The organism is Sphingomonas paeninsulae (genome assembly GCF_003660165.1).
Lineage (GTDB): Bacteria > Pseudomonadota > Alphaproteobacteria > Sphingomonadales > Sphingomonadaceae > Sphingomonas_O > Sphingomonas_O paeninsulae.
In genome coordinates this window covers 54438-78934 of sequence record NZ_CP032828.1, presented here as the reverse complement: position 1 = coordinate 78934, position 24497 = coordinate 54438, and the positions used below count along the sequence as shown (strand labels likewise).

20 protein-coding genes and 1 pseudogene are annotated in these 24497 nt (G+C 59.6%); 16 read left to right on the top strand and 5 right to left on the bottom strand.

Going from position 1 to position 24497, the window contains the following annotated elements:
• The first annotated feature begins 57 nt into the window (after positions 1-57).
• The 16 genes and pseudogenes from D3Y57_RS01515 to D3Y57_RS01440 all read left to right on the top strand — a co-directional run bounded on the left by D3Y57_RS01515 (position 58) and on the right by D3Y57_RS01440 (position 19145).
• Positions 58-339, top strand: coding sequence for a hypothetical protein (locus tag D3Y57_RS01515; RefSeq protein ID WP_121150728.1), 282 nt, complete (start codon positions 58-60; stop codon positions 337-339).
• Positions 336-773, top strand: coding sequence for a periplasmic heavy metal sensor (locus tag D3Y57_RS01510; RefSeq protein ID WP_121150726.1), 438 nt, complete (start codon positions 336-338; stop codon positions 771-773). Before D3Y57_RS01515 ends, D3Y57_RS01510 begins: the two co-directional genes overlap by 4 nt.
• Positions 770-1336 (top strand): RNA polymerase sigma factor, encoded by a 567-nt coding sequence (locus D3Y57_RS01505; RefSeq protein ID WP_121150724.1) that lies wholly within the window; start codon positions 770-772, stop codon positions 1334-1336. Before D3Y57_RS01510 ends, D3Y57_RS01505 begins: the two co-directional genes overlap by 4 nt.
• A gap of 93 nt (positions 1337-1429) precedes the next feature.
• Complete coding sequence (locus tag D3Y57_RS01500) at positions 1430-3190, top strand: copper resistance system multicopper oxidase (RefSeq protein ID WP_121150722.1); 1761 nt, start codon at positions 1430-1432, stop codon at positions 3188-3190.
• Complete coding sequence (locus D3Y57_RS01495) at positions 3187-4215, top strand: copper resistance protein B (protein ID WP_239025780.1); 1029 nt, start codon at positions 3187-3189, stop codon at positions 4213-4215. Before D3Y57_RS01500 ends, D3Y57_RS01495 begins: the two co-directional genes overlap by 4 nt.
• A 113-nt stretch (positions 4216-4328) precedes the next feature.
• Positions 4329-4658: a hypothetical protein gene (locus D3Y57_RS01490; RefSeq protein WP_121150720.1), complete on the top strand. Its 330-nt coding sequence runs from the start codon at positions 4329-4331 to the stop codon at positions 4656-4658.
• A 66-nt stretch (positions 4659-4724) separates the two neighbouring features.
• Entirely contained in the window at positions 4725-5984 is a 1260-nt protein-coding gene (locus D3Y57_RS01485; RefSeq protein ID WP_121150718.1) for a TolC family protein, read from the top strand.
• 4 nt (positions 5985-5988) lie between these two features.
• Positions 5989-7131, top strand: a complete 1143-nt coding sequence (locus tag D3Y57_RS01480) for an efflux RND transporter periplasmic adaptor subunit (RefSeq protein ID WP_121150716.1) — start codon at positions 5989-5991, stop codon at positions 7129-7131.
• 2 nt (positions 7132-7133) lie between these two features.
• A pseudogene (locus tag D3Y57_RS01475) lies at positions 7134-10372 on the top strand (efflux RND transporter permease subunit).
• A 292-nt stretch (positions 10373-10664) separates the two neighbouring features.
• Positions 10665-11960 carry a sugar MFS transporter gene (locus D3Y57_RS01470; protein WP_239025779.1) on the top strand — a complete coding sequence of 432 codons (1296 nt, stop codon included), beginning with the start codon at positions 10665-10667 and terminating at the stop codon, positions 11958-11960.
• Positions 11961-11964: 4 nt separating this feature from the next.
• Positions 11965-12615: a carbohydrate porin gene (locus tag D3Y57_RS01465; protein WP_121150714.1), complete on the top strand. Its 651-nt coding sequence runs from the start codon at positions 11965-11967 to the stop codon at positions 12613-12615.
• The gene (locus D3Y57_RS01460) at positions 12606-13310 is read left to right on the top strand and encodes a carbohydrate porin (RefSeq protein WP_239025778.1); all 705 of its coding nucleotides are present in this window, start codon (positions 12606-12608) and stop codon (positions 13308-13310) included. Before D3Y57_RS01465 ends, D3Y57_RS01460 begins: the two co-directional genes overlap by 10 nt.
• 22 nt (positions 13311-13332) lie before the next feature.
• A complete protein-coding gene (locus D3Y57_RS01455) occupies positions 13333-13977 on the top strand; it encodes a sugar dehydrogenase complex small subunit (RefSeq protein ID WP_121150710.1) in 645 nt (214 codons plus the stop codon).
• Positions 13977-15566 (top strand): GMC family oxidoreductase, encoded by a 1590-nt coding sequence (locus D3Y57_RS01450; RefSeq protein WP_121150708.1) that lies wholly within the window; start codon positions 13977-13979, stop codon positions 15564-15566. Before D3Y57_RS01455 ends, D3Y57_RS01450 begins: the two co-directional genes overlap by 1 nt.
• Positions 15567-15570: 4 nt before the next feature.
• Positions 15571-16974, top strand: coding sequence for a cytochrome c (locus D3Y57_RS01445; protein WP_121150706.1), 1404 nt, complete (start codon positions 15571-15573; stop codon positions 16972-16974).
• A gap of 101 nt (positions 16975-17075) precedes the next feature.
• On the top strand, positions 17076-19145 hold the full coding sequence (locus D3Y57_RS01440; protein WP_121150704.1) for a S9 family peptidase: 2070 nt from the start codon (positions 17076-17078) through the stop codon (positions 19143-19145).
• On the opposite strand, the gene D3Y57_RS19975 is transcribed toward D3Y57_RS01440, so the two are convergent.
• From D3Y57_RS19975 to D3Y57_RS01420, 5 genes are all read right to left on the bottom strand, one after another.
• Positions 19124-19288, bottom strand: coding sequence for a hypothetical protein (locus tag D3Y57_RS19975; RefSeq protein ID WP_162986872.1), 165 nt, complete (start codon positions 19286-19288; stop codon positions 19124-19126). The two genes, D3Y57_RS01440 and D3Y57_RS19975, sit on opposite strands and share 22 nt — an antisense overlap.
• Positions 19289-19433: 145 nt before the next feature.
• Positions 19434-20711 (bottom strand): GGDEF domain-containing protein, encoded by a 1278-nt coding sequence (locus D3Y57_RS01435; RefSeq protein ID WP_239025777.1) that lies wholly within the window; start codon positions 20709-20711, stop codon positions 19434-19436.
• A gap of 233 nt (positions 20712-20944) precedes the next feature.
• The gene (locus D3Y57_RS01430; protein ID WP_121152023.1) at positions 20945-21415 is read right to left on the bottom strand and encodes a Csu type fimbrial protein; all 471 of its coding nucleotides are present in this window, start codon (positions 21413-21415) and stop codon (positions 20945-20947) included.
• Positions 21416-21438: 23 nt separating this feature from the next.
• Complete coding sequence (locus D3Y57_RS01425; RefSeq protein ID WP_239025776.1) at positions 21439-23769, bottom strand: fimbria/pilus outer membrane usher protein; 2331 nt, start codon at positions 23767-23769, stop codon at positions 21439-21441.
• A complete protein-coding gene (locus tag D3Y57_RS01420; RefSeq protein WP_239025775.1) occupies positions 23750-24490 on the bottom strand; it encodes a fimbrial biogenesis chaperone in 741 nt (246 codons plus the stop codon). The genes D3Y57_RS01425 and D3Y57_RS01420 overlap by 20 nt, the downstream gene beginning before the upstream one ends.
• Between the last annotated feature and the right edge of the window lie 7 nt (positions 24491-24497).

Here is a 24497-nt window from a genome sequence, read left to right as displayed (position 1 = left end):
GATGAGCTATAGGGAACATGCCGAACGTCCGGTCGGAGTGAGGATTGGGAAGTCGAGATGAATACAGACTTAGATAACCTGTTGAGCCGCTTACGCACCGAACCGATCCATCCGGGCGTTGCAGACATTGAAGAGGCGGTGTTCAGCCGCATAGCGGCGCGTCCTTACGTTTCGACTGCCGTCCAACTCAGGTTCGGTGTGGTCGCGGCCTTTGGAGCCGTGCTCCTGGGCTTTGCCAGTAACGGATTTACCCCACCGGCTGAGGCGTCGATAACGCTGGCTCCCTTCGGGCCGTCCAATCCGCTTGCACCTTCGACGCTCCTCGCAGGCCTGCGATGAAACCGCGTATGTTCGTCCGGTTCGCGCTTGTGGCCTTTTTTGCGGCCGTGGCGGGCGTGTTTTTGTGCCGTCAGTTCTTTCCGCAGCCGGTGGCAGCCAGTGTTGCACTGCATGAGGTGTTGCATGGCAAGCTCGACCTTGATGATCGACAAAAGGCACAGATTAACGTGTTCGAGCAGCGGTTTGCGGTGCAGCGTCGTGCGCTGGAACTGGAGTTGCGAGCCGATAATGCACGTCTTGCCGATGCTATAGAGGCAGAGCATGGGAATGGGCCGCGCGTGATCGCCGCCGTCGATCAATCGCACCGTGCTATGGGCGAACTCCAGAAGGAGACACTTGGTCATATCTTTGCCATTCGGCAGATATTGCGCGCGGATCAGGCACAGAAATTCGACCGGGCGGTTGTTCATGCGCTTACCGACGATGTGCGGTGAGTCTGGATTTACCGGCGTGTTCGGACGGTGAACTAGCGGCGCTGACGCTCAGCGGTCGGCAAGCGGCGTTTGGTGAAATCATGCGCCGCCACCAGAACCCGATTTATCGGCTGGTGCGCGGTCTTGTCGGCAATGCCGAAGAGGCGCTCGATCTCACTCAGGATTGTTTCGTGTCGGCCTTTAGCCATTTGAGGAAATATGATGGCGACCGGCCTATGCGTGCATGGCTTTCGCGTATCGCGATCAACAAATGCCGGGACTGGCGGCGGCGACAGAGGGTGCGACGATTTTTCTCATTTGGCGCTCCGGCCGCCGAAGTTGAAAAAGTGGCTGACGACGGCCCTTCGGCACATGCCAGCGCGGCCGCGAAAATAGAGCTTGAGAGACTGACTGTTGCGATCGGCGCATTGCCGGCATCGTTGCAAGAGGTTCTGTTGCTCCGCACTGTTGAGGGGCTCAGCCAGGCGGAAGCTGCTACCGCTCTTTCGATCAGCGGCAAGGCGGTGGAAACGCGATTATACAGGGCGCGGGCGCGGCTTACCGAAATCCTGATCGAAAAATGAGGGATGCGCGCGGCTCATGCGTAAAGCTGGGAAGATGTCGCGCTTCTCCGTCTTTCCAGACAAAGAGCGCCAAACCATGAATGAGGATACACAATGAACCCGGCAATGAACCGCCGCGACCTTATCCGCGGTGCTGCACTGACTGGAGGCGGGCTGACATTGTCGGCCTGGATGCCAGCATGGGCACAGTCGGTTTCTGCGGGTATTGCAAAGCCGCTCCCGACCGTTTCGGGCAATGATATCTCTCTTAAAATCGCGCATCAGATGATGATGGTCGATGGCCGTCAAAGTCATGCCATCGGCATCAACGGTACGGTGCCCGGTCCTTTGATCCGGCTGCGTCAGGGACAGACCGCGCGTCTGTCCGTAATCAATGATCTGGAGGAGGACAGTTCGATCCACTGGCACGGGCTGTTGGTGCCGTTTCAGTTTGACGGTGTGCCCGGCGTCAGCTTTCCGGGCATCAAACCCAAATCGACGTTCGTTTATGAATTTCCAATCGTTCAGGCGGGTACATATTGGTATCACAGCCATTCGGGGTTGCAGGAACAGATGGGCCTTTACGGGCCGATCGTCATCGATCCGGCGGGCGATGATCCGATCCAGTCGGATCGTGAACATGTCATCGTACTGTCCGACCACAGTTCGATGCATCCGCACGCCATTTTCCGAAAGCTGAAGCAGGTGGGCGGAGGCTATTTCAATTATCAGCGCCAGACCCTCGCTGGTTTGCTGGGAAAGCAGGATCAACCTCTGAAGGATCGTCTCGAATGGGGTAACATGCGAATGGACCCCACGGATGTCTCCGACGTTACCGGATCGACCTACACTTATCTGGTGAATGGACATGGTCCACGGGACAATTGGACGGCGCTTTTCCGTCCCGGCGAGCGAGTTCGCCTGCGCGTCGTAAATGCTTCGGCGATGACGACATTCAACGTCAGAATTCCGGGTTTGAAGCTCACGGTGGTTCAGGCCGATGGTCTGAACGTAAGGCCCGTCGAGGTCGATGAATTCCAGATCGCGGTTGCCGAAACCTATGATGTCATCGTCACACCGACTGATGATCGGGCCTATACACTGGTCGGTGAATCGGTGGATCGGTCAGGCATGGCGCGAGCCACTCTGGCACCGCGCGAAGGCATGGTGGCCGAGGTGCCTGCACTTCGAAAGCGTCCGATCGCTACCATGAAAGACATGGGCATGGGCGATATGCACGGTGTCATGCCGGGTATGGATCATGCAGCGATGGGGCATGATATGTCGGGTGCTGCCGCAGGTGGAATGGCAATGGGCACCATGAACATGCGCGATGCCAGCAAGGCCCCGCAGGTAAAAATGGGGCCGGGCGTTCAGACAATTTCTCCGATGCCTATGGATCGCACGGGTGAGCCGGGACAGGGCCTCGACGATGTCGGACACCGCGTTCTCGTTTATCGCGACCTCATGGCCGTGGAGCGCAATCCCGATTTGAGAGCGCCTGACCGTGCGATGGAAATTCATCTGACCGGCAATATGGAACGCTATATGTGGTCTTTCGACGGCGTGAAGCTGAGCGATAAGCGTGAGCCTATTCCTTTTGTGGAAAATGAACGTGTCCGCGTGACTCTCATCAACGAAACGATGATGTCGCATCCGATCCATCTTCACGGGCATTTTTTCGAACTGGTCACGGGGCACGGTGAATATTCACCGCGCAAACACACGGTCAATGTCGCCCCGGGCGGGAAAGTCAGCTTCGACGTTACCGCCGATGCGGTCGGCGATTGGGCCTTCCACTGTCATATGCTTTATCACATGCATGCAGGCATGATGCGTGTCGTCTCTGTCCGGCCTCGGGGAGAAGCGGCGTGAAGCCATTCTTTCTCCTGATGAGCGTGGTGCCGTTCGCTCTCGCTGAGCCGGTAAACGCACAGTCCATGCACAATATGCCCGATATGGACATGTCGGGAACGGACGCCAGCAAGGAACCTGCCAAATCCGACGAACATGCTGGGCATGACATGTCGAACATGCCGGGGATGGACATGCCCGCAGCCGAAACCGAGCAACCGATGCAGCACGACATGTCGTCGATGCACGGGATGGCGATGGACAAACCAATGGCAGCGCATGGGGCCGGGGGCACCAGTCTTGAACCGGGCAATGCTCCGGCACCGGCACCCCCCACCGATCACTATGCCGATCGGATTTATCCGGACGGGGCGATGGTCGATTCGAGATCCATGTTGCAGAAGGAGCATGGCGGCAGCACGTCCTCGATGATCGTCTTCAACCTCGCCGAATATCAGATCCGTAACGGGCGGGACGGTTATCGGTGGGACGGCGAGGCGTGGTTTGGCAAGGATCTCGATCGGCTGGTGATCAAGACCGAGGGTGAGGGGGTCAATCGCGAAGGTATTGAAAGTGCGGAGGTACAGGTTCTCTATAGCCGGGCGCTGGACCCCTATTGGAATCTTCAGGGAGGCGTTCGCTATGATTTCACGCCCAATCCCTCGCGCGCCTATGCGACGATCGGTATCGAAGGGGTTTCGCCCTATTGGTTCGATATGGAGGCCGCGTTGTTCCTGTCGAATAAAGGGGACGTGCTGGGTCGGATCGAGGGCTATTACGATCAGCGCATCACTCAGCGCCTGATCCTTCAGCCCCGCATCGAATTGAATCTTTCGGCGCAGGACGTGCCGGAAAACCGGATCGGTGCGGGCATCTCGAATGCCGAATTGGGTTTGCGCTTACGCTATGAGGTTCGACGTGAGTTCGCGCCGTATATCGGTGTTTCCTACGATCGGAAGATTGGGCAAACGGCGCACTATGCGCGTGCCGACGGGGAGGATGTCAGAGCGACGAGCTTTGTTATCGGCGTGCGGACATGGTTCTGAAGAGTGTCAGGCGCTCGCATCGTGCTGCGCGAAGCAGGCGCGTCCGAGCGGTTGATGATCGACAGCAACATTTACTGGCTCCGGCAAGCTTATAATTGCTACAGGAACGCTCGATGCACCGTTTGATCGCCTTCTTTGCCTGCCTGACCATATTCCTGTCTCTGGGAATGGGTTCGGTTGCGCATACTATGGAGCCAATCACCTGCATCGACGCCGGAACTTCTGCCGAGACCGGTCACACTAATGGCGATCAGGTTCCTGCCGATAGCGACAATGGCTACCCGCATCATCATGGCGGCTGCCACGGACATCATGTTGCGACGGCGGCAGCGAAGACCGACCCGACCCAGCAGGAGGGTGTCGGCCTACGGGGCCGTCCGACCAACGCGCTCGCTTTGGCCACGAGTGGTGCCGACCCTGCACTGAGACCACCCCGGACCTGAACCTTCGCCGGATCGGGCGCTTTTGCGCGTCCGACATCTGCCTTGGTTCGTCAGGAGTCTTAATTCATGCATCGTTTTTTTGCGGCCTTGTTGGCCGTGTCTGGCTGCGCGTCGATCGCGCAGGCCCAATCGACCGATCCGGCGCACACCGGTCCATCCTTAACGCTAGATAAGGCTCTCGATCTTGCGGGGGCAACGTCTCCGTCGATACAGGTCGCATCGGCAGGTATTCGTTCGACCGACGCGGCACGGACAATCGCCGGTCTGCGTCCCAACCCTTCGATAGTCACCCAGACTGAGAACGTCACGGGCAGCGGCCAGTATCGCGGCCTCAGAAGCGCCGAGACAACGGTCGGGCTGGAACTGCCGGTAGAATTGGGCGGCAAGCGTTCCGCCCGTATCGCTGTTGCCGGTGCGCGCGGTCAGCGCGCGGTGATCGCGGCGGCGGTGGCGAGGGCCGATGTCAGGCTTGCCGTCACACAGTCCTATATCGAGGCGATCGCGGCGGAGCGACGGCTTACGACCGCCGGAGAACAGTCCGGCATCGCTACCGGAGCGCTCAGGGCCGCACGGGTCCGTGTGAAAGCCGGGCGGGCTTCCCCTATGGAGGAGCAGCGAGCCGAGGTGGTGCGGATCAACGCTGAGGCTGCGGTGGAGCGGGCGACCCGAACACAGGAGGTTGCACGCGGCAACCTTGCACGACGCATCGGACAGCCGATCACCGGAAAACTCGACCTTGCATGGTTCGACCGGGTTTCTGGATATGGACCGACGCAGTTAATCGATCCAGGTAGCACTCTGACCATGACGGCAGCACGGGCGGATGTCGCCACGGCTGATGCTCAGGTCGGGCTTGCCCGTTCGCAGCGGATACCCGACATCAGGCTGAGCGCCGGGGCGCGTCGGCTTGCTGCCACAAATGACACAGCGGCTGTATTCGGTGTGTCGATCCCGTTTCCAATATTCAACAATGGCAGCGCCGCCATTGCGCAGGCGCGAGCGGAGCGTGACCAGAGCGACGCGATGAGCCGCGTGATTGCGATTGAGACCGCTCAGGCAATCGCGGCCTCGGAAGCGGAAGTCGCGAACGCTGCCATGACGGCCCTGACTGCCAGCGGCCCGGCACTCGTCGCAGCGCAGGAAGCGGCACGCATCGCGCGGATTGGCTATCGCGAGGGTAAGTTCGGCCAGCTCGACCTGCTCGATGCAGAACGCACGCTTTCCGAGATCCGGGCGGCGGCAATCGACGCACTTGCCGCATATCACGACGCACAGGCGCGGCGGGACCGTTTGACGACGGCTGCCCCTGATTTGACGAGAGATTGATCCCATGACCTTGCAGACATTCAGGGCGATACTGCCCCTCGCATTCGCCACAACACTCGCGGCGTGCGGGGGCGCACCCACCACCGGTAACGAAGCCTCCGCCGCAGCGTCGACGGAACCAGCATCCGATCGGGTGGTCACATTAACACCCCAGCAGATCGAGGCAGCCGGCATCCTGCTGGTACGCCCAACCGTCGGAGGCGGGGCCGGAGCGATCGAATTGCCAGCCACGATCGCAGGCGATCCGCAAGGCATCCAGATCGTGTCCGCCGCGATCGGTGGCCGTATCGTGACGCTCACCCGCAATCTGGGTGAAACGGTCAGGCGGGGTGATACGCTTGCCATTATCGAGAGTCGCGAGGCGGCCCAGCTTAAAGGACAGGTCGAAGCATCGCAGGCCAGAGCGTCGCTGGCGCAAAGCCAACTCCGTCGCGAACAGCGATTGTTCGCCGAGCGGGTTTCGCCAGAGCAGGATTTGATCGCCGCGCAGACGGCTGCGGCTGAAGCCAATATTGCGTTGCGACAGGCACAACAGCAACTTTCAGCGGCTGGCGGCGGCGGCGGAGCACTCAATCGCCTTGCCCTGTCTTCGCCGATCGGTGGTCAGATCATTGCCCGGTCCGCGATGCTCGGTCAGACCGTGGTTGCGGACGCGGAATTATACCGGGTCGCCAACCTGTCGACCGTATCGCTTTCCATCTCGCTCTCTCCTGTCGATGCGGGGCTGGTGCGGCCGGGTGCTCCGGTATCGGTGACCACGCCGGGCCGACAGGGAACCGCGCGGGTGACGTTCGTTTCGCCCGTACTCGACGCCCAGACGAAACTCGTGCCCGTCATCGCGACAATGGACAATCGAGGCGGTCAATGGCGCGTCGGCGAAAGCATCAACGCCGCGATCGAGCTTCCCGGAAAGAGCGGAAGCCCGGAGATTGCCATACCTCAGATCGCTGTTCAGTCGCTTGGGGGCAAAACGGTCGTGTTCGTCCGCACGCCGACTGGCTTCAAGGCGGTGCCGGTGAAGGTCGGGGCACCCAGCGGGGATCGGGTGATCATCGTGTCCGGGCTGATCGGCCGCGAGCAGGTCGCTGCCACCAATAGTTTCACGCTCAAGGCCGAACTCGGCAAGAGCGAGGGCGAGGAGGAATGACCATGATCGGTCGGATCATCACCTTTTCGGTCGAGCGGCGCTGGTTCGTCCTGCTGCTCACCATCATTGCCACGATCATCGGCGGTGCGGCGCTTTATCGCCTGCCGATCGACGCGGTGCCCGACATCACCAACAATCAGGTTCAGATCAACATTACGGCACCGGCGCTATCGCCATTGGAGGCCGAAAAGCAGGTGACATGGCCGATTGAAACTGCCCTTGCGGGCATTCCCGGTCTGGAACGCACTTGGTCGCTGAGCCGTAATGGCTTCGCGCAGGTCACTGCCGTTTTCACTGACAAAACCGACATCTACTTTGCCAGGGCGCAGGTTGCCGAGCGGATGCGCGGCGCCGAAAGTGCACTTCCCCCTTCGGTTAAACCGCAGATGGGACCGATCGCGACTGGCCTTGGCGATATTTTCCAGTGGACGATCGAGATGCGCGAACTCGATCAGGTCCGGCACAAGGATGGGGAGCCCGGCGTCCAGCGCGATGGCAGCTATATTACGCCCGAAGGTGACCGGCTGACCACCGAGATCGCGATGGCCACCTATCTGCGCACGGTACAGGACTGGATCGTGGGGCCGCAATTGCGTTCGGCACCCGGTCTGGCCGCGGTCGATTCCCTTGGCGGCTATGTGAAACAATATCTGGTGACACCTGATCCGCAGCGGCTTGCGGCGCTTAATCTGTCATTGAACGATCTCGCCAGCGCAATCGAACGCAACAATGTCAGTATCGGAGCCGGTGTCATCAGCCGCAACGGCGAGGCGCTTGCCGTGCGTTCCGACGCGCGCGTTCGCAACGCCAGCGAACTTGCGAGCATGGTCGTTGCTACGCGCGAGGGCGTGCCGATCACCCTTTCACAAGTTGCAACGGTCGGAACGGGACAGGCGTTCCGAATGGGATCGGCATCAGAACGTGGTCGAGAGGTTGTTATCGGCACAGCGATCATGCGGATCGGCGAGAACAGCCGCACGGTTGCATCGGGCGTGGCGCAACGATTGGTGACGCTCAACAAGTCTTTGCCCGTCGATATCATTGCGACGCCGATCCTCGACCGCACCAAGCTCGTCAATTCGACGATTCAGACGGTCGCCAAGAACCTTGCCGAAGGTGCGTTGCTCGTCATCGTCGTTCTATTTCTATTGCTGGGTAATTTCCGCGCTGCGTTGATCGCGGCGTTGGTAATCCCGATAACAATGTTGCTGACCAGCATGGGGATGCTGAAGGCTGGGGTTTCAGCCAATCTGATGAGTCTGGGCGCGCTGGATTTCGGTTTGATCGTCGATGGCGCGGTCATCATTGTCGAGAATGCGCTGCGGCGTCTTGCCGAACGCCAGCATCACAAGGGGCGGCTATTGTTGTTGGATGAGCGCCTGTCGATTGTCGCGGCGTCGGCCCGGGAGATGATCCGTCCATCGGTCTATGGTCAGGCGATTATCATCCTTGTCTATGCGCCGTTGCTGACCTTCACCGGCACCGAAGGCAAGATGTTCGAACCGATGGCGCTGACCGTCATCATCGCACTCGCGTTTGCCTTCATTCTCTCGCTGACTTTCGTGCCTGCCGCCATCGGGTGCCTGCTCAGTAAAAAAATCGGGGAGAAAGAGAGCCGTGTCGTCGCCATTGCCAGGGCACGGTATCGGCTCGGTCTTACACGGGCGATGCAGCGGCCCAAAGCAACCATTGGCATCGCGCTGGCGATGCTGGTGGCGACAGCGGGACTGTTCCTCACGCTTGGGCAGGAGTTCCTGCCGCAGCTCGACGAGGGTGACATACTGGTCGAAACGCGGCGCATTCCCGGTACGTCCGTCGATCAGAGTCAGGCGATGCAATTTCCATTTGAAAAGCTCTTGTCGCGTGAGCCGGAGGTGAAGACCGTGTTCTCGCGCACTGGCACAGCAGACCTCGGCACCGATCCGATGCCAACCAACGCCACCGATACCTTTGTGATGTTGAAGCCCCGTGTCGAGTGGCTGAACCCGCGTTTGCCAAAGGAAGATCTGGTCGCGCGTCTGGACCAGCGCCTCTCTCAATTGCCGGGCACCAGCTTTGACTTTACCCAGCCGATCCAGATGCGGTTCAACGAACTGATCGCGGGCGTCCGCAGCGACATCGCGATCAAGGTGTTCGGCGATGACTTTGCATCGATGGATGCAACCGCTGCCCGTATCGCCACCGTTCTGCGCCGGGTCGATGGGGCGACTGACGTGAAGATCGAGCAAACCACCGGGCTGCCGATGCTTGATATCCGGATGAAGCGAGATGCGATGGCGCGCCTGGGCCTTACCGCTCAAGATGTGCAGGACGTGATTTCGGCTGCGATAGGGGGCGCGAAGCAGGGGTAATTTTCGAAGGCGACAAGCGTTTCAATGTCGTAATCCGGCTCGATGATCGTCTGCGTACCGACATCGACGCGCTGCGACAGGTGCCGGTGGCTACACCGTCGGGAGCATTCGTGCCGCTGGAATCGGTTGCATTGCTGGAGATTGTCGATGGGCCGAACCAGGTCAGCCGCGAAAATGGCAAGCGTCGGGTTGTGGTGCAGGCCAATGTCCGTGGGCGCGACATTGCCAGTGTCGTCGGTGACGCACAGGCAGCGATCGACGCAAAGGTCCAGCTTCCGGCCGGTACCTATTTGCAATGGGGCGGGCAGTTCGAGAATCTGGCGGCCGCCCGCAGTCGGCTAGCACTCGTCGTCCCTGCGTGTTTCGTGCTGATCATACTGCTGCTTTATGGCGCATTGGGAAGCGTGCGCGACGCGGCCATCGTGTTCACGGGCGTGCCACTTGCGCTTGTGGGCGGCGTGCTGGCGCTCGTGCTGAGAGGGATGCCGTTCTCAATATCGGCAGCAGTCGGTTTCATCGCGCTGTCGGGGATTGCGGTCCTCAATGGCCTGGTGATGGTGACGTCGATCCAGGAGCTGATGCGTGGCGGCATGGATCGGGCAACTGCCAGTGCCGAAGGGGCGATGGCGCGATTACGGCCCGTCGCCATGACCGCGCTGGTTGCCTCGCTCGGCTTCGTGCCGATGGCGTTTGCGACCGGGGCGGGGGCGGAGGTTCAAAAGCCGCTCGCAACCGTCGTTATCGGAGGTCTCATCTCCGCAACGCTGCTCACCCTGTTCGTGCTCCCGACGCTCTACGCGCGTTGGGGCCATCGGGAATTGCCGGCTTCGCGGATCGACGATGTTGAAACGCTGCTGCTGCATGAGGCGGGAGGCGTTGTGCCCGACTGAAACAGGGTTGTCGGCCTATGGCTGTAGGGGGACCGCAACCAATCGCTGTCGCGGGCGTTAGGAGTGCAACCACAGTTGTAAATCAGGCAGGGTGACTGGACGCACGGACTTTATTTCGTTCCTTACGGCCCAGGCGGCGCTGACGACCGCGCAGGCAAATCTTGCAGTATCGAATTCGCTGTTGGTCTTTCGACAAGTGGATGTCTTCAAGGCGCGGGAGGTGGGTGGCAATGACAAAACAGACGCAGGCAGGTCACCACGGACGCTACATGCTTTCATCGGAGAAACGAGTATGAACCCTGACCAAATGGGCAACCAAATGGGGCGATCCTCCACACCTCCGACCTCGGCACCCCCCACCGTAGCGCGCTCGCTCGTCTGGCTGGTGATAGGACTGTTCTTCGTTTGGGGCGGCGCAACAAGCCTAAACGACGTGCTGATCCCTAAGTTGAAGGGGTTGTTCTCACTGAGCTATGCCGAGGTGATGCTGACGCAGTTCGCGTTCTTCATGGCCTATGCGATCGTGTCCATTCCTGCGGGTACGGTGATCGCGCGGATCGGTTATGTTCGCGGCCTGGTGTTGGGCCTCGTCATCATGGTGATCGGCGCGTTGCTGTTTTGGCCAGCGGCTTCGGCAGGTGTTTATGGCGGCTTTCTGATAGCGCTTTTCATTCTGGCAGGCGGGATCACGATTCTGCAGGTCGCGGCCAACCCGCTGATCGCCAGTCTTGGCGATCCAGCTGGCGCGAGTAGTCGCCTGACGTTCGCACAGGCTTTCAATTCCCTTGGCACGACGATCTTTCCGTATATCGGGTCGATGCTGATCCTCGGGTCGGTTGCTGCAACCGATCCCGCGACGATTGCCCCCGCCGCACTTCCCGCTTTCCGAAGCGCAGAGGGTGCGGTCGTTGCCCATATCTATCTGGGGATAGCCGTGGTCCTCGCAATTGTGGCCGCGATCTTCTGGAGCCTTCGTCGGTCACTTCCAACCGAAACGCCGGATGAGGTCGGCTTCATGGATAGCATTCGTCTGCTCGGCCGTCCTCGTATCCTGTTCGGGGTGGTCGCGCTGTTCGCCTATGTCGGCGCCGAAGTTTCGATCGGCTCGTTGCTGGTCAGCTATCTGGAACAGCCGACGACGCTTGCGCTCAATGCACAATCAGCGGGCAAGCATCTCTCATTCTATTGGGGCGGTGCAATGGTCGGCCGATTCATCGGTGCATGGTTGCTCGCACGGATCAGTCCCGGCAAGCTTCTGGCGACCTTCGCTACCGTAGCCGCCGCACTGGTGCTGGTGTCGATCGGCACGCATGGCGGCATCGCCGGCTGGTCGATGATCGCGGTCGGTCTGTTCAATTCGATCATGTTTCCGACCATCTTCTCGCTGACGCTTCAGGGTCTGGGCAAGAAGACGCCGGAGGGGTCGGGCCTGCTTTGTATGGCGATCGTCGGAGGAGCGATCGTTCCGCTCCTGACCGGTGGACTGGCGGACGCGTCCACGGTCGCCACCGCCATGATCATCCCCATCATCTGTTACGTGATCATCGTCGCATTTGGTCTTTTTGCCGCGAAAACCAAGGAAGCATGATATCATGCGGGTTTCCCATTTAGCTGCGTCTGTGTCCGTACTTGCACTCCTGCCTTTGTCCGCCGCAGCGCAGGACAGTGCTCCACAGCAGACCGAAGTGGAATCGGCCCCCCAGGTTGGCGACACGCAAAACCCCGGGGTGAAAGTTCCGAGTACCTTGACCGGCGAGTGGGGCGGCTTGCGAACCGACCTTCGCGACGACGGCATCGACGTGACTGGTTCCTATGGTCTGGAGGCCGCAACGAACGTGTCGGGCGGTGACCGCAAGGACGCCGCCGCAAGTGGACAATTGGTCGTCGGCACGACGATTGACACCGACCGTCTTATGGGACTGCCCGGTGGCACGATGCAGGTGACGATCACCTATCGCCACGGTCAGGATCTTGGTTCGGCGGCGGGGCTGGGTACGTTGCAGCAAGTGCAAGAGAACTTTGGTCGCGGTAACGTCGTCCGACTGACGCAATTCTGGTATATGCAATCGTTCGCTGGCGGCCATGCCGACATCAAGCTCGGTCGTCTGACGCAGGGTGAGGATTTCGCGGCGTTTTCCTGCTCTTTCCAGAACCTTAGCTTTTGCGGCGCGCCTGTGGGCAACCTCGCGGGGATTATTGGTATAACTGGCCTATTAGCAATTGGGGTGCCAGGTTGCGGGTAAAGAACGATCGTTTCTACGCAATGATCGGCGCTTACGAAATCAACCCGCGCAACCTCGATCACGAATTCACGATCGGCTATTTCCACGGTGCGACCGGTGTGATGGTGCCGGTCGAAGTCGGTTACACGCCACGCTTCGGTACGAGCCGGTTGCCCGGTTCGTATAAGTTCGGCGGCTGGTACAATAGCGCGAACGCCGACGATCTTTACTACGACATCAACTATCAGCCTCCCGCCGTCACTGGGCTTGCGCCGTTGCAAAAGAATGGTCGCTACGGTGCTTATATTCAGTTTCAGCAGCAATTGACGGGAACGACGGAGGACGGTCCAACCGGGCCGAAGACGAAACAGGGAATGACAGCTTTCCTGAATGTCACCCAGACCGACCGCGCCACTCAAGTGACCGATAATCAGATTGCCGGTGGCGTGTTCTACACCGGCCTGTTTAAATCGCGACCTCAAGATGACATGGGCATTGCGATTGCGCGCACCAACGTTAACGCTCGCTCTACCCGTGACATCGTACCCGGCGCCGAACGCCCGAATGCGGAATATGCGGCGGAAATCAACTACGGCGTTCACCTGACCGACTGGCTCGTGTTGAAACCTAACATTCAATATATCATCGATCCGGGCGGCTATGCCCATGCGACCGATGTCGTTGTTCTCGGAATGGACGGGTCGATAAAATTCTGATCGCTCTCAAAGGACTTTAGCCATGACTCCTTTTATCCCGGACGAACCTGGATCGGCGACCGGATCGGCAATCGCGATACGCCGCCGCGAACTGATGCTTGGTATCGCTACGGCGGGTGTGGCAGCCGCAGGCGGGTTTGGTCTTGGCAAAGCATTGGCTGGGCCACCGGCGGCAGTCACTCCACCTGCGGCTTTCGTGGACATGAGCCGTTTTGTCACGGGTTCGGCGATCGATGACACAGCGGCGCTCGGTCGCGCATGGAGTCAGCTTGTTGCGCTGGATACCGGTTTTGCGCGAGCGACCGCGGCGCTGAGCGATGCCATCCACGGTGCTGGGCTTCGCGACATGGCTGCCTTCCTTGCGTCACCTCTCGCCAAGAATGACGCGCTGATCGCGACTGCGCGGACCATCACTACGACTTGGTATCTCGGCGGAACCGGCATCGCGAACCCCGTTCAGGCCAAGGATACCACCGGCTTTGTCACCTATGCGGGGGCGCTGATGTATCGCCCTACGATCGATGCGACGGTGATCCCGTCCTACGCTCGTCGCGGTACGAATTACTGGATCGACTCGCCAGCGGGAACGCCGACGCCGGCCGGCACAGCCGGAGTTCGCGATTGGCCGACGACTTCCGCCCCAAATTCTAAGAAGAGCATAGCATAATGGCCGAAATCTATGATGTCGACGTCGTGGTCGTCGGTTCCGGCGCATTGGGCGCCAACGCAGCTTATGAACTGGCCAAAGCCGGGAAATCGGTGATCATCCTCGAAGCGGGTATTCGCATTCCGCGCTGGAAAATTGTCGAGAACCACCGCAATTCGTCGAAACCCGACGATTATAATCAGCCCTATCCAGATTTGCCCTGGGCACCCACGACTTACGATGCCGATTATCTCGAGAATACCGGACCGTTCGATTTCCGCCCTGGTATGCTGAAGCTCGTCGGTGGCACGACCTGGCATTGGGCGGCGGCTGCATGGCGTTATATTCCGAGCGATATGCTGCTCAAGACGACCTATGGCGTCGGGCGGGACTGGCCGATCGGCTATGATGCCCTCGAACCCTATTATCAGCGCGCGGAGGAAGCGCTCGGTGTCGTCGGTTCGGATGTGCAGGACCAGAGCGGTCAGGGTGGCGGTGCTTTTCCCCCGCGCTCCAAGCCCTACCCGCTTCCGCCCGAAGCCAAGACCTATCTGTTCCAGCGGGTCGAGGCGCGGCTCGCGCCCGAAGGCTATAATTTCATTCACGAGCCGAACGCGCGCGTAACGAAGCCCTATGACGGGCGTCCTGCCTGTGCGGGCAACAACAATTGTATGCCGGTATGTCCGATCGGCGCGATGTATTCGGGATCGTTCCACGTCGATCATGCCGAGCGGGCCGGTGCCGAATTGCGCACTGATGCCACCGCATACAAGTTGGAAAAAGGTGAGGGCGGCAAGATCGTTGCCGTTCATTACAAGACGTCCAAAGGTGGCGACGTGCGGCTGACTGCGCGCTATTTCATCGTTGCTGCGCATGGCCTTGAAACGCCAAAGTTGCTGCTGATTTCCGATGTTGCGAATTCATCCGATCAGGTCGGCCGCAATTTGATGGATCATAGCGGCATGGGCCTGCAATTCCTCGCCGACGAACCGGTGTGGCCGGGGCGCGGGGCAGTGCAGCAGGGCGGTATCTTCAATTTGCGCGATGGCGCTCACCGTCGCGACTTCGCCGCGGTTAAGCATGCGATGTCCAACAACGTACCCAATCGCGCGGTGACGAAACGCCTGCTCAAACAAGGTGTTCTCGGCCCCGAACTAGACGCCCGCATCCGCGATGAGGCTTCGCGCTGGGTGGATATATCGACGGTGTTCGAGATGCTGCCCCATGCCACCAATCGGGTGCAACCGCATGCATCGCGCAAGGATGCGCTCGGCATTCCGACGCTGACCGTCAATTATGAAGTCGACGATTATGTGAAGGCGGCGCGTCCGCACGCGATGGCCGATTATGGCCGCTTCGTGAAAGCGATGGGCGGCACGGTGATCGAAGATAACAGCGGCTGGCAGAACCGCGATCACATTATGGGCACGGTCATTATGGGTGCCGACGCCAGGGATTCGGTTGTCGATGGCGATTGCCGAACGCACGACCACGCCAATCTCTTCCTTGCAACGACCGGCGTTATTCCGGCTTCGGGGGTTATCAATCCGACCCTGACCGGTGTGGCGCTCGCTATTCGCATGGCCGACACTATCGTTCGGGAGATTTGAGGCGATGTCCCGAGTTACCACGCTTTTCACCACATTGACGGTGGCGCTGCTCGCTCCGTATCTCGCACAGGCCCAGGCTCCTGATGCCGCGCTTATCGAACGGGGTGCCTATATAGCAACCGCTGGTGACTGCGCCGCCTGCCATCGCACCAAGCAGTCCGGCGGCCCCGCTTATGCTGGTGGCTATGTTATTGCTTCGCCGCTCGGTGACATTGTTGCACCGAACATTACCCCCTCGCACAAGGCCGGGATTGGCGGATGGAGTTTCGAGGATTTCGATCGCTCGATGCGCAGGGGCGTCCGCCCCGACGGGGCTCGGCTCTATCCAGCGATGCCGTACACCAATTACCAGGGCATCAGCGAAGACGATATGCGGGCGCTATATGCATTCTTCACCAACGGCGTGAAGCCGGTCGATACCATAGCGCCGACCACAGATTTGCCTTTTCCGTTCAACATTCGAGCCATGATGATTCCGTGGAACTGGATGTTCCGTTCGGACAAACCATTCAGGCCGACGCCGGCGCTAAGTCCTGCGGCGCAGCGCGGTCAGTACCTGGTGGAAACGCTGGCGCATTGCGGGTCGTGCCACACGCCGCGTAACATATTGATGGCGGAGAAAAACTCGCAAGCGTTTACAGGTGGGGATGTCGGTGGTTGGCGCGCGCCCAATATCACCTCCGATCCGGTCAGCGGCATCGGAGGCTGGAGCGACCAGCAACTCGTTGCCTATTTCCGCAATGGCCATGTTGCAGGCAAGGGCGTTGCCGCTGGTGGAATGGGCGAGGCGGTGGAACACTCCCTGCGCTCGCTGTCCGATCCCGATTTGTCGGCGATGGTGGCTTATATGCGGACGGTTGCCCCCGTGCGCGATTCGGCGGATACCAGAGCAGCGTTCGGTTTCACGCAGGTTCGGCCCGTTTCGCTAACCGCCTATGAAAATAGCGACACTCGCGATCAGAACGCGGTCGCGGGGAGCGCCACCATCGATGGTGCTCGTCTTTACGCCGGTGCTTGTGCATCGTGCCACGGCCTCAACGGGAACGGTTCGAAAGATGGCTTTTACCCGCCGCTGGTTGGCAGCAGCGCAACCGGATCGAACAATCCCAATAACCTTGTCATGACCGTCCTGACGGGTGTCGATCGGCGAGGCAGCGATGGCCACGCCTTTATGCCCGCCTTCGCCAACGACATGAACGATGCGCAAGTAGCGGCGGTGGCCAATCGGGTTTTGACCCAGTTCGGTAATTCTGCCGTCCAGGTCGATGCCGCTCAGGTCGCCACGCTTCGCGCAGGGGGTGGTAAACCGTTGCTCCTGAAACTGGTGCCTTGGATTATTGGATTATTGGGGCTTGTGCTGGTGGGACTTGTGACAGTCTTTATGAAACGCCGCTTTTGGAAATCATGAGCTAATATTATATTATGCAACCCCTGCATCGCTCCCCTGGTTGATGAGGCTTGCATGATCGACGGCGTTGAGCATGATCGGCATTTCCCGTCGAAGGAGCCATCCGTTTGCATCTGCCTATCACCCTTCTGATCCTCGCCGCAACGCCGTCCGTAGCTCCAGAGCGCCAGCCGACGGCACCGGTCGCGGACGGCCCCACGCGCAGCTTCGTCGGTGCGGACCTGTTCGGCCTGTCGATTGCCGCCGACCCGCAGATCAGCCCTGATGGCCGCACGATCGTCTATGTGCGCCGGACCGGCGACGTGATGGCCGACCGAATGCAATCATCCGTATGGCTTATCGACGTCGCCAGCGGCCGCCAGTCTCCGTTCTCGCCGCAAGGATCGAACCCGCGATGGTCGCCCGATGGGACACGGATCGCCTACGCTGCGGGGGATGGCGAGGGTACGCAGTTGTTCGTCCGCTGGATCGCCACCGGCGCGAGCGCGCGCGTGACGAGCTTTCCCGGCGATCCGCAGGCTCTGGCCTGGTCACCGGACGGCACACGTCTTGCCTATGTCGCAACGGTGCCGGGCGAAGCCACCAAGATCGGTACCGCACCGCCCAAGCCGGAAGGCGCTAAATGGGCCGAACCCCTGACCGTCATCGACCGGGTCAACTACCGCAACGACGGCCCCGGCTACGTCAAGCCAGGTTACGACCATCTCTTCGTCGTCGCGGCGGACGGTGGCACGGCACGGCAGATCACCTTCGGTCGGTTCGACGACGGCGGGCCGCTGTCGTGGACGCCCGACGGCCGCGCCATCGTCTTCTCGGCAATTCGCGGGCCTGAAGCTGACCGGCAGGTGATGAACTCCGACGTCATCGCGGTTGATGTGATGACGGGAACGATGCGGACGCTGACAGCACGCGACGGTCCGGACGCGCAGCCGCGCGTCTCGCCCGATGGCAGTCGGATCGCTTGGCTTGGTTTTGACGATAAGCGCCGCAGCTACGAAAACACGCAGCTTTACATCGGCGATCGCGACGCCGGGGCTCCGCGCTCGCTTACCGCGTCGCTCGACCGCGCGATTGAGGATGTGCAATGGTCTGCGGATGGGCGCAGCCTTTATGCCAGCTTCGACGACCACGGCCAGCGCCGGATCGCGCGAGTTGGACTCGACGGTCGGCTGACGCCGCTCGTCGATAATGTGCAAGGCGGCGGCCTCGATCGTCCCTATACCGGCGGCGAGTTCTCCGTCGCGCGGAATGGCACCCTGGCCTATACTGGCGGCGACGCCGGCACCCCCGCCGACGTGTGGGTGATGGCGAGTGGTAAGCGGCGTCGGCTAACGATGCTCAATGCCGTGCTGACCGGGTCCAAGGCGATAGCTCCCGTCCGCAAGATCGCCGTCACCGCCGCCGATGGCCGGTCGATCGACGCGTGGCTCGCCACTCCGCCTGGCCGCACGCCCGGCCAGCGCGTCCCGCTGATTCTGGAGATTCACGGTGGCCCCAACAGCGCCTACGGCCCCAGCTTTGCTACCGATATGCAGCTCTACGCCGCCGCCGGCTATGCGGTGTTGTGGACTAACCCGCGCGGCTCCACCTCATATGGGGCCGAGTTCGCCAATCTCATCGACAAGAATTATCCTTCTGCCGATTACGACGACCTCCTCGCTGCGGTCGATGCCGCGATCGCAGACGGGACTGCGGATTCCAACAACCTCTTCGTCACCGGGGGCTCGGGCGGCGGCGTGCTAACCGCCTGGATTGTTGGCAAGACCAACCGGTTCAAGGCCGCCGCGACGCAAAAGCCCGTCATCAACTGGATCAGCGAAGCGCTGACGATGGACAACACGCTGTTCACGTCGCGCTACTGGTTCGCCAAGCTGCCCTGGGAAGATCCGATGAGCTATTGGAAGCGTTCGCCGCTCAGTCTTGTCGGCAACGTTAAGACGCCGACCCTCGTGATTGTCGGCAGCGACGATTATCGAACGCCAGTAAGTGAGGCAGAGCAATATTACGCCGCGCTTCAGATCCGTGGGGTGCCAACTGCGCTGGTGATGGTGCCGGGCGCAAGCCATGGCGGTCTGGCGGCGCGGCCCTCTCAATCGGCGGCCAAGGCCTCCGCTATAATCGCGTGGTTCGACCGATACCGAACACCGGCTCAGGTTGCCGCTGCGCGGTAGCCCAGGTCGGGAGCGACCTCGTGGAAAAGCGGATAGTCGTCCAGTACGCCGAAGAGACTGCTGGACGAGAGCCGTTCGCCGAATGGTCGTGCCTTTGCGAGTGGTGAAAGGGGCGGTGCGATATTGACTGTTTGCACAGACATTGTTCGTCTCTCACCTTGGTTCCACCGGTCCTTTCAGCACGGGCCAGTCTGTTAATCCGCCCGTCAATTCAAGCTGTCATCCTTAGATCTGCTTAAAAAAGATCATGCTATTGACGTTCAGATTCGAAGAGCAAATGGCAACCAGCTATTCTGTCGTCGCGACAAGGTGAACCTTTGTGTTGGTGCGGCGTGGTGCGACGAATACGCGATTTCGGCCAGCCTGCTTGGCTTGGTACAATGCTGCATCTGCGTTCGTAAGGAGATCAGAACATCTATCGGTGCTTTCGGGCGTGGTCGCGACGCCAAAAGAAGCTGTGATCGAAAAGCCGTGATTTTCTGACAGCCCTTCGATTCTGGCCCGCATTATTTCTGCCTTGGCCTGCGCACCGGCTAGCGAGCAATCTGGCAACAAGACCATAAGCTCTTCGCCACCATATCGACAGGCCACATCGCTGGGACGGATGGCACCCATTAGCGTCCCGCCCACTTCGCGAAGGACGGCATCTCCGAGGGCGTGCCCATGTTCGTCATTTAATCGTTTGAAATGGTCAAGATCGATCATGATGACTGAGAGCGGACTTCCATTTCGTTCCGCGAGATTTGCGTAGCGCTCCAAAACGTCTTCCATGTAGCGACGGTTGTAGAGCCCGGTGAGAGGGTCACGCAGCGCCTGCGTGCGCAGTTTTTCGCGAAGCGCGATATTTGAGAGGGCAAGCGACATGCCCTCCGCGATAGCGTTTGCGATGGGCGCAACGGTAGACAGTTGGTCGCGGGCGTTCAGTCCCTGTGCCTGTATGCTAAGCAGCCCGTAAACTTCGCCCCGTGCCATCATTGGGATTTCCAGTACCATGAATCCGGTAGTGTGATGTTCACAGCACAGTGCACCCGGCTCCCCCTCGTTCAGGTGTGATTTGCCGCGTTTAAGGGCCCAGCATTGTGTAGGAGTAATGGTAGCAGATGGCCGGGTTTCATCAGGCCAGTCCCATGTGGTCGATAAGTCGAGTCGGTCGCCCGAGTTGTTAAAAATGTAAAGTGCGCCGCCAAATCCCGCCATGAGTTCGTTGGCGGTCGCACGCAGCACTGCATTTGCGTCGGGGTAACCAAGCGCACTCTGCAGCATGTCACTCATGTGAAAGAGTTGCTCGACATGCCGTCGCGCCTCAACTGCACCTGCCGCCATTCGGTTCCGAGAGTGCATTTCGCGAAGCGTGATACGAAGCCCGCGCACGATCGCAAAAATCAAAATTGTAAATGCGGTGGTTTCCGCCCAGAATATCAATTTTGTAAATGGATTGGTGCCATAGACGTAACCGGTGATTGTAAGCGCGAGCAAAATGATGATCGACAGAATGATTGTGGACGCCTGTAAGACAACCTCGTTAGCAGTCGAAACGCCTCCGCTAATTTTGTCTGCGCTTTTCACTACTCATCCAATACAAGGCTGACCGATCGGGTGATTTAGCGACTGTATCTTATGATTAGATTAACGATTAGCCGTGTGAGCGCTCTTAGAGTCCGTCTCGAAACCATGAAAGGGAGTGATATCAGTATCTTGGTGGTTTTCTCTTAAGCAGTTGGACGGAGGCAAGACACAGTCATGCGGTGGCATTTTCAATGGTGCTCTCGAAATCCTTCTGCTGTTCTTTGCGGGACGGTCTAGTAGGTGACAGTGACAGTGATCGTGTCACTATAGCTGCCAGCGGACACATTCTGGCTGCCGGGGATACGCCCATAGATGGTCGTGCTCTGATCGAGGAAGAGCAATGCCAGGAAATTACTGGTTATGCTTGAGGATCCGCCGGAGCCGTTTCCCACGATCTGACCGTATGCCACATCGGTGTAAAGATTGTAGTTCAAAATTGACGGGCCGTTGGTAAGTGTTCGCTGTGCATAGCTGCCGGACGAGCCGGTACTGAGGTCGATCCTATACGATCCGGCGAGAGCGACGAGCAACGTACAAACAACACGCACGCTGCCAGTGGAATCGGTATTTGCCGAAGACACCGGGTCATAGGAACCGAAGCTGATGCCGGTGGTGCTGACGGTGCAACTGCAGAGCGATAACGCCGCGCAATTCGCCTGAGCTGGGGTGGGTGCGATCGCCACCCAAGCGAACAATACCCCCATCACCAAGCTCAATCGCCGAATGTTCATGGTGTGCTCGCCGCAGCGCCACATCGCAAGGGCCCAATGCGTGGCAACACGTCTCCTGTTGGGAGTGCCCCAAGAACTATTCGGCATGGTCCTTGTTGGGTGTCAAACTCGATGGACATGCCGATGCGCGCCTTTCGAACGAATATCTCTCCACCATAGCCCGTGAATGTGGTTTCGCCGGTTCCAAGCCGTACAACAATACCCGCATCGACTAAAGCGCCATCGGACGTCTGTAGCACAATCGTCACAGCGTGATCCTGCTCGATCGCAAAATGTGCTTTCGCTGCTCCGCGATAGCGCGGCACGATCATGAGCGTATCGTCGGGCATTTGGGCGTCGATTGGCACGTCCCCCGGCGCAATTGCGAGACGGTTGTTTTCATAGGCCCGTAGATCGGGGATGATCGCCCGGCCTTGGCCGTCGGTGCGTGCAACAAGGCGGTTTTCCTGATAAATACGAACATCTGGCAAGTCTGGTACATCGACGACACCCACCGCATCCTCGACCCGGCGAGTGGCGTAAACGCGATCGCCGGTCGCGAGTAAGCCGCCGCTGGCAAGCATCCTGACCCCTGAGCTTCCGTCGATCCGCGCGGCTTCCACGCTGACTTCACCCTGATTGCCACGCCAGTCGAGTTCGGCCTGCTGACGATCGCTTTCGCCTGTGCTGGCCGTGAAGCGATAACCCCAGCCGCCGTCGGTGGGTGGCGTCTTGTGAATTTCAGCAAGCGCATTGTGGCTATCGGCCTGTATATATCCGCTGCTCCGCGATCCGAACGGAATGGTAAAACCTGCGCCCAACGTCGTGTCGATCCGATCCCCAGTGACGGCGCTGCGTAGCGCGAACAGGCTCAGATAGCCCCGATCGCCGATCCCGATGCTGTAATTGGCTGAGGTGAGCCGGGTGCGAGTGCGGTCGGCATATTCGAGATCGGTGTAAACGACACCGAAATTGCCCCATCGTCCAAGCGAAGTACCCGCGGATGCCTGGAGTTGGTGGGTGATACGTTCCGCATCGCTATAAATTCCGAGTTGGTCGAACGTGCGCGAGGCGTGCTGATAACTGACTGCGATATTCCATCGGGGTGTGATGCGATTGAAGAAAACCCGATAGAGCGTCCCGTCGCCATTGCTGCCGCGTGAAGCCGCGGCAGCGATCCCGAACTCTCCGATTGGCGACCAGACGATGTTGGCTCCAGCGCCCGCCATCTGGACGTCGCCACTCAGTTCAGCCCGGCTTTCGAGAGTTAGCCAGTCGGTGATTCCGCTGCGATATGAGCCTGACATGAAAGGGTTTCGATAGCTGAAGTCCTTGATGCCATAATCCACACGCTCGCCGCCGGCTTCGAACGACCAGGCGCTCCGGCCGGGACTTAAAAGGCGCGAGCTGACATAATAGGATGATGTTACCCGACGCTCGACACCAAGCGCATCGCGGACGACGAGCGTCACTTCTCCCGCACCACTGACGAGCGGCACCTGGCTGATCGAAAATGGCCCCTCGGCAACGTCCGTTTGAAAGCGCTGGGCATTATTGACCAGAAGCTCGACATTCGATGGGATCGCGGTACGCCCAGCGAAGGCGGGCGTGGGAAAGGTGATGAGGTTTGGTTGAAGGCCAAACTCAGTGCCCAACCGGACGCCGCCAAAGCGAATCTGGCGTGTCCATTCGTTTGAATCGCTGACCGTGTCGCCGACGACCAAGCGAATAAGCGCGTCCGGATCGTCACGCAGAAAGTAGGTGTCAAGCCGCGTAACGCCGCCGGACCCCGCCTGCTGGCCGACCGCCATTGTCGTAGCGAGCAAGCCCCAATTACCCGATACGCCGGCTTCCAGAAAAACCGAGGCTTGAGCTTTATCGGCATATTGGACTGACAGATCGTAATTTAGAAACGCGGCGAGAGCGCTTTCGGTTGGGTTCATGCGCGCAGTCGATGCAGAGATTTTGTGTAAGTCTAAAAGTTCGTCGGAAACCGTCATTGCGATGAGCTCGCGGCCCGCGTCGAATTGCAGAGTGATGCCGGGAATTGTGGCCAGATCGACAAAATTATCATTTTCAATCGCTGTTGTTGCCGTCGGATGGGCCCGAATGCCCCACCGTGCGAGATCTGGCGGTCGGGCGAGGAATTCGCCATGGCGTCGTGCCAATAGATATTGGCCGTCTTTGGGAACACCATTAACCGTGACCGCCAGGAAGATCAGTTCGGCATCATCCGAATGCTGCGACCGTTCTAACGAAGCAGGTGTCACCGACTGCGCCCTTCCCGTGGCCGGGTTGGCGAAAAGGCAGAGTGCGGCCATGATGCCGTTACAGGTGGTCGGCTTCATGCGGACCCGCCTCGTTGGTGAGAACGTCGGTCAGGGTCCCCTGATCGGTTACCGCGTTTAACTTCACCAGCTCACCGGGATGGACCGGAGCATCGATCTTGACTGTTATTTTCTGCGATGCACCGGGCAACAGATAGGCCGACAGATCGCTGGCTCCCAGTTTCATGCCATCCGCGCGCATGATTGCAAGTCGATTGATCTGAACGTGAGCCGTGCCCTGATTAACGACCGAAAATGTCTGTGTGCCAGGTCCCGACGCCCAAGTGCGCCAGTTCAAGCGACCAGCCGCATTGGGCACACTTGCAAAGATCGGGATGCTTATCCGCAACAAGGTGCGCACCTTGCCGGGTTCGCTCGGGCGTGAATCCGGTATTTCCTCCAGAAAAACCCGATAGCTTTTTTCGGCAGCGCCAAGATTGGTCCGTAACCCAAAGCGAGCGATTTGTTCACCTCCGGCAGCTATTTCAAACAAGCCGGGGTTGGCGAGGACATCACGCGTTTCTTCGAACAGGTCCTTCCCGTTTTCCTGATGCCAGGAAAAGACGCGAAGTTGGACGCGGACAGGCGCGGCTTCGCCGTTTTGGATCTTCATCGTCTGGACCGGCTCGTTCGCAGTCAGGACGACGCGGACGGGATACACTTTAAGCGATGCCGCCTGCACGGTCGCTGGCATCAACAGCGCTGCAACGGCGGCAGCGCAGATGCTTTTTTGTGCGCGCATTTGTGCC

What these genes read in the sequence shown, in the direction of transcription:
- D3Y57_RS01515 (WP_121150728.1), top strand. Translation starts at nt 58, where the DNA reads ATGAATACAGACTTAGATAACCTGTTGAGCCGCTTACGCACCGAACCG.
- D3Y57_RS01510 (WP_121150726.1), top strand. Translation starts at nt 336, where the DNA reads ATGAAACCGCGTATGTTCGTCCGGTTCGCGCTTGTGGCCTTTTTTGCG.
- D3Y57_RS01500 (WP_121150722.1), top strand. Translation starts at nt 1,430, where the DNA reads ATGAACCCGGCAATGAACCGCCGCGACCTTATCCGCGGTGCTGCACTG.
- D3Y57_RS01490 (WP_121150720.1), top strand. Translation starts at nt 4,329, where the DNA reads ATGCACCGTTTGATCGCCTTCTTTGCCTGCCTGACCATATTCCTGTCT.
- D3Y57_RS01485 (WP_121150718.1), top strand. Translation starts at nt 4,725, where the DNA reads ATGCATCGTTTTTTTGCGGCCTTGTTGGCCGTGTCTGGCTGCGCGTCG.
- D3Y57_RS01480 (WP_121150716.1), top strand. Translation starts at nt 5,989, where the DNA reads ATGACCTTGCAGACATTCAGGGCGATACTGCCCCTCGCATTCGCCACA.
- D3Y57_RS01470 (WP_239025779.1), top strand. Translation starts at nt 10,665, where the DNA reads ATGAACCCTGACCAAATGGGCAACCAAATGGGGCGATCCTCCACACCT.
- D3Y57_RS01465 (WP_121150714.1), top strand. Translation starts at nt 11,965, where the DNA reads ATGCGGGTTTCCCATTTAGCTGCGTCTGTGTCCGTACTTGCACTCCTG.
- D3Y57_RS01455 (WP_121150710.1), top strand. Translation starts at nt 13,333, where the DNA reads ATGACTCCTTTTATCCCGGACGAACCTGGATCGGCGACCGGATCGGCA.
- D3Y57_RS01450 (WP_121150708.1), top strand. Translation starts at nt 13,977, where the DNA reads ATGGCCGAAATCTATGATGTCGACGTCGTGGTCGTCGGTTCCGGCGCA.
- D3Y57_RS01445 (WP_121150706.1), top strand. Translation starts at nt 15,571, where the DNA reads ATGTCCCGAGTTACCACGCTTTTCACCACATTGACGGTGGCGCTGCTC.
- D3Y57_RS19975 (WP_162986872.1), bottom strand. Translation starts at nt 19,288, where the DNA reads ATGTCTGTGCAAACAGTCAATATCGCACCGCCCCTTTCACCACTCGCA.
- D3Y57_RS01430 (WP_121152023.1), bottom strand. Translation starts at nt 21,415, where the DNA reads ATGGGGGTATTGTTCGCTTGGGTGGCGATCGCACCCACCCCAGCTCAG.
- D3Y57_RS01425 (WP_239025776.1), bottom strand. Translation starts at nt 23,769, where the DNA reads ATGAAGCCGACCACCTGTAACGGCATCATGGCCGCACTCTGCCTTTTC.
- D3Y57_RS01420 (WP_239025775.1), bottom strand. Translation starts at nt 24,490, where the DNA reads ATGCGCGCACAAAAAAGCATCTGCGCTGCCGCCGTTGCAGCGCTGTTG.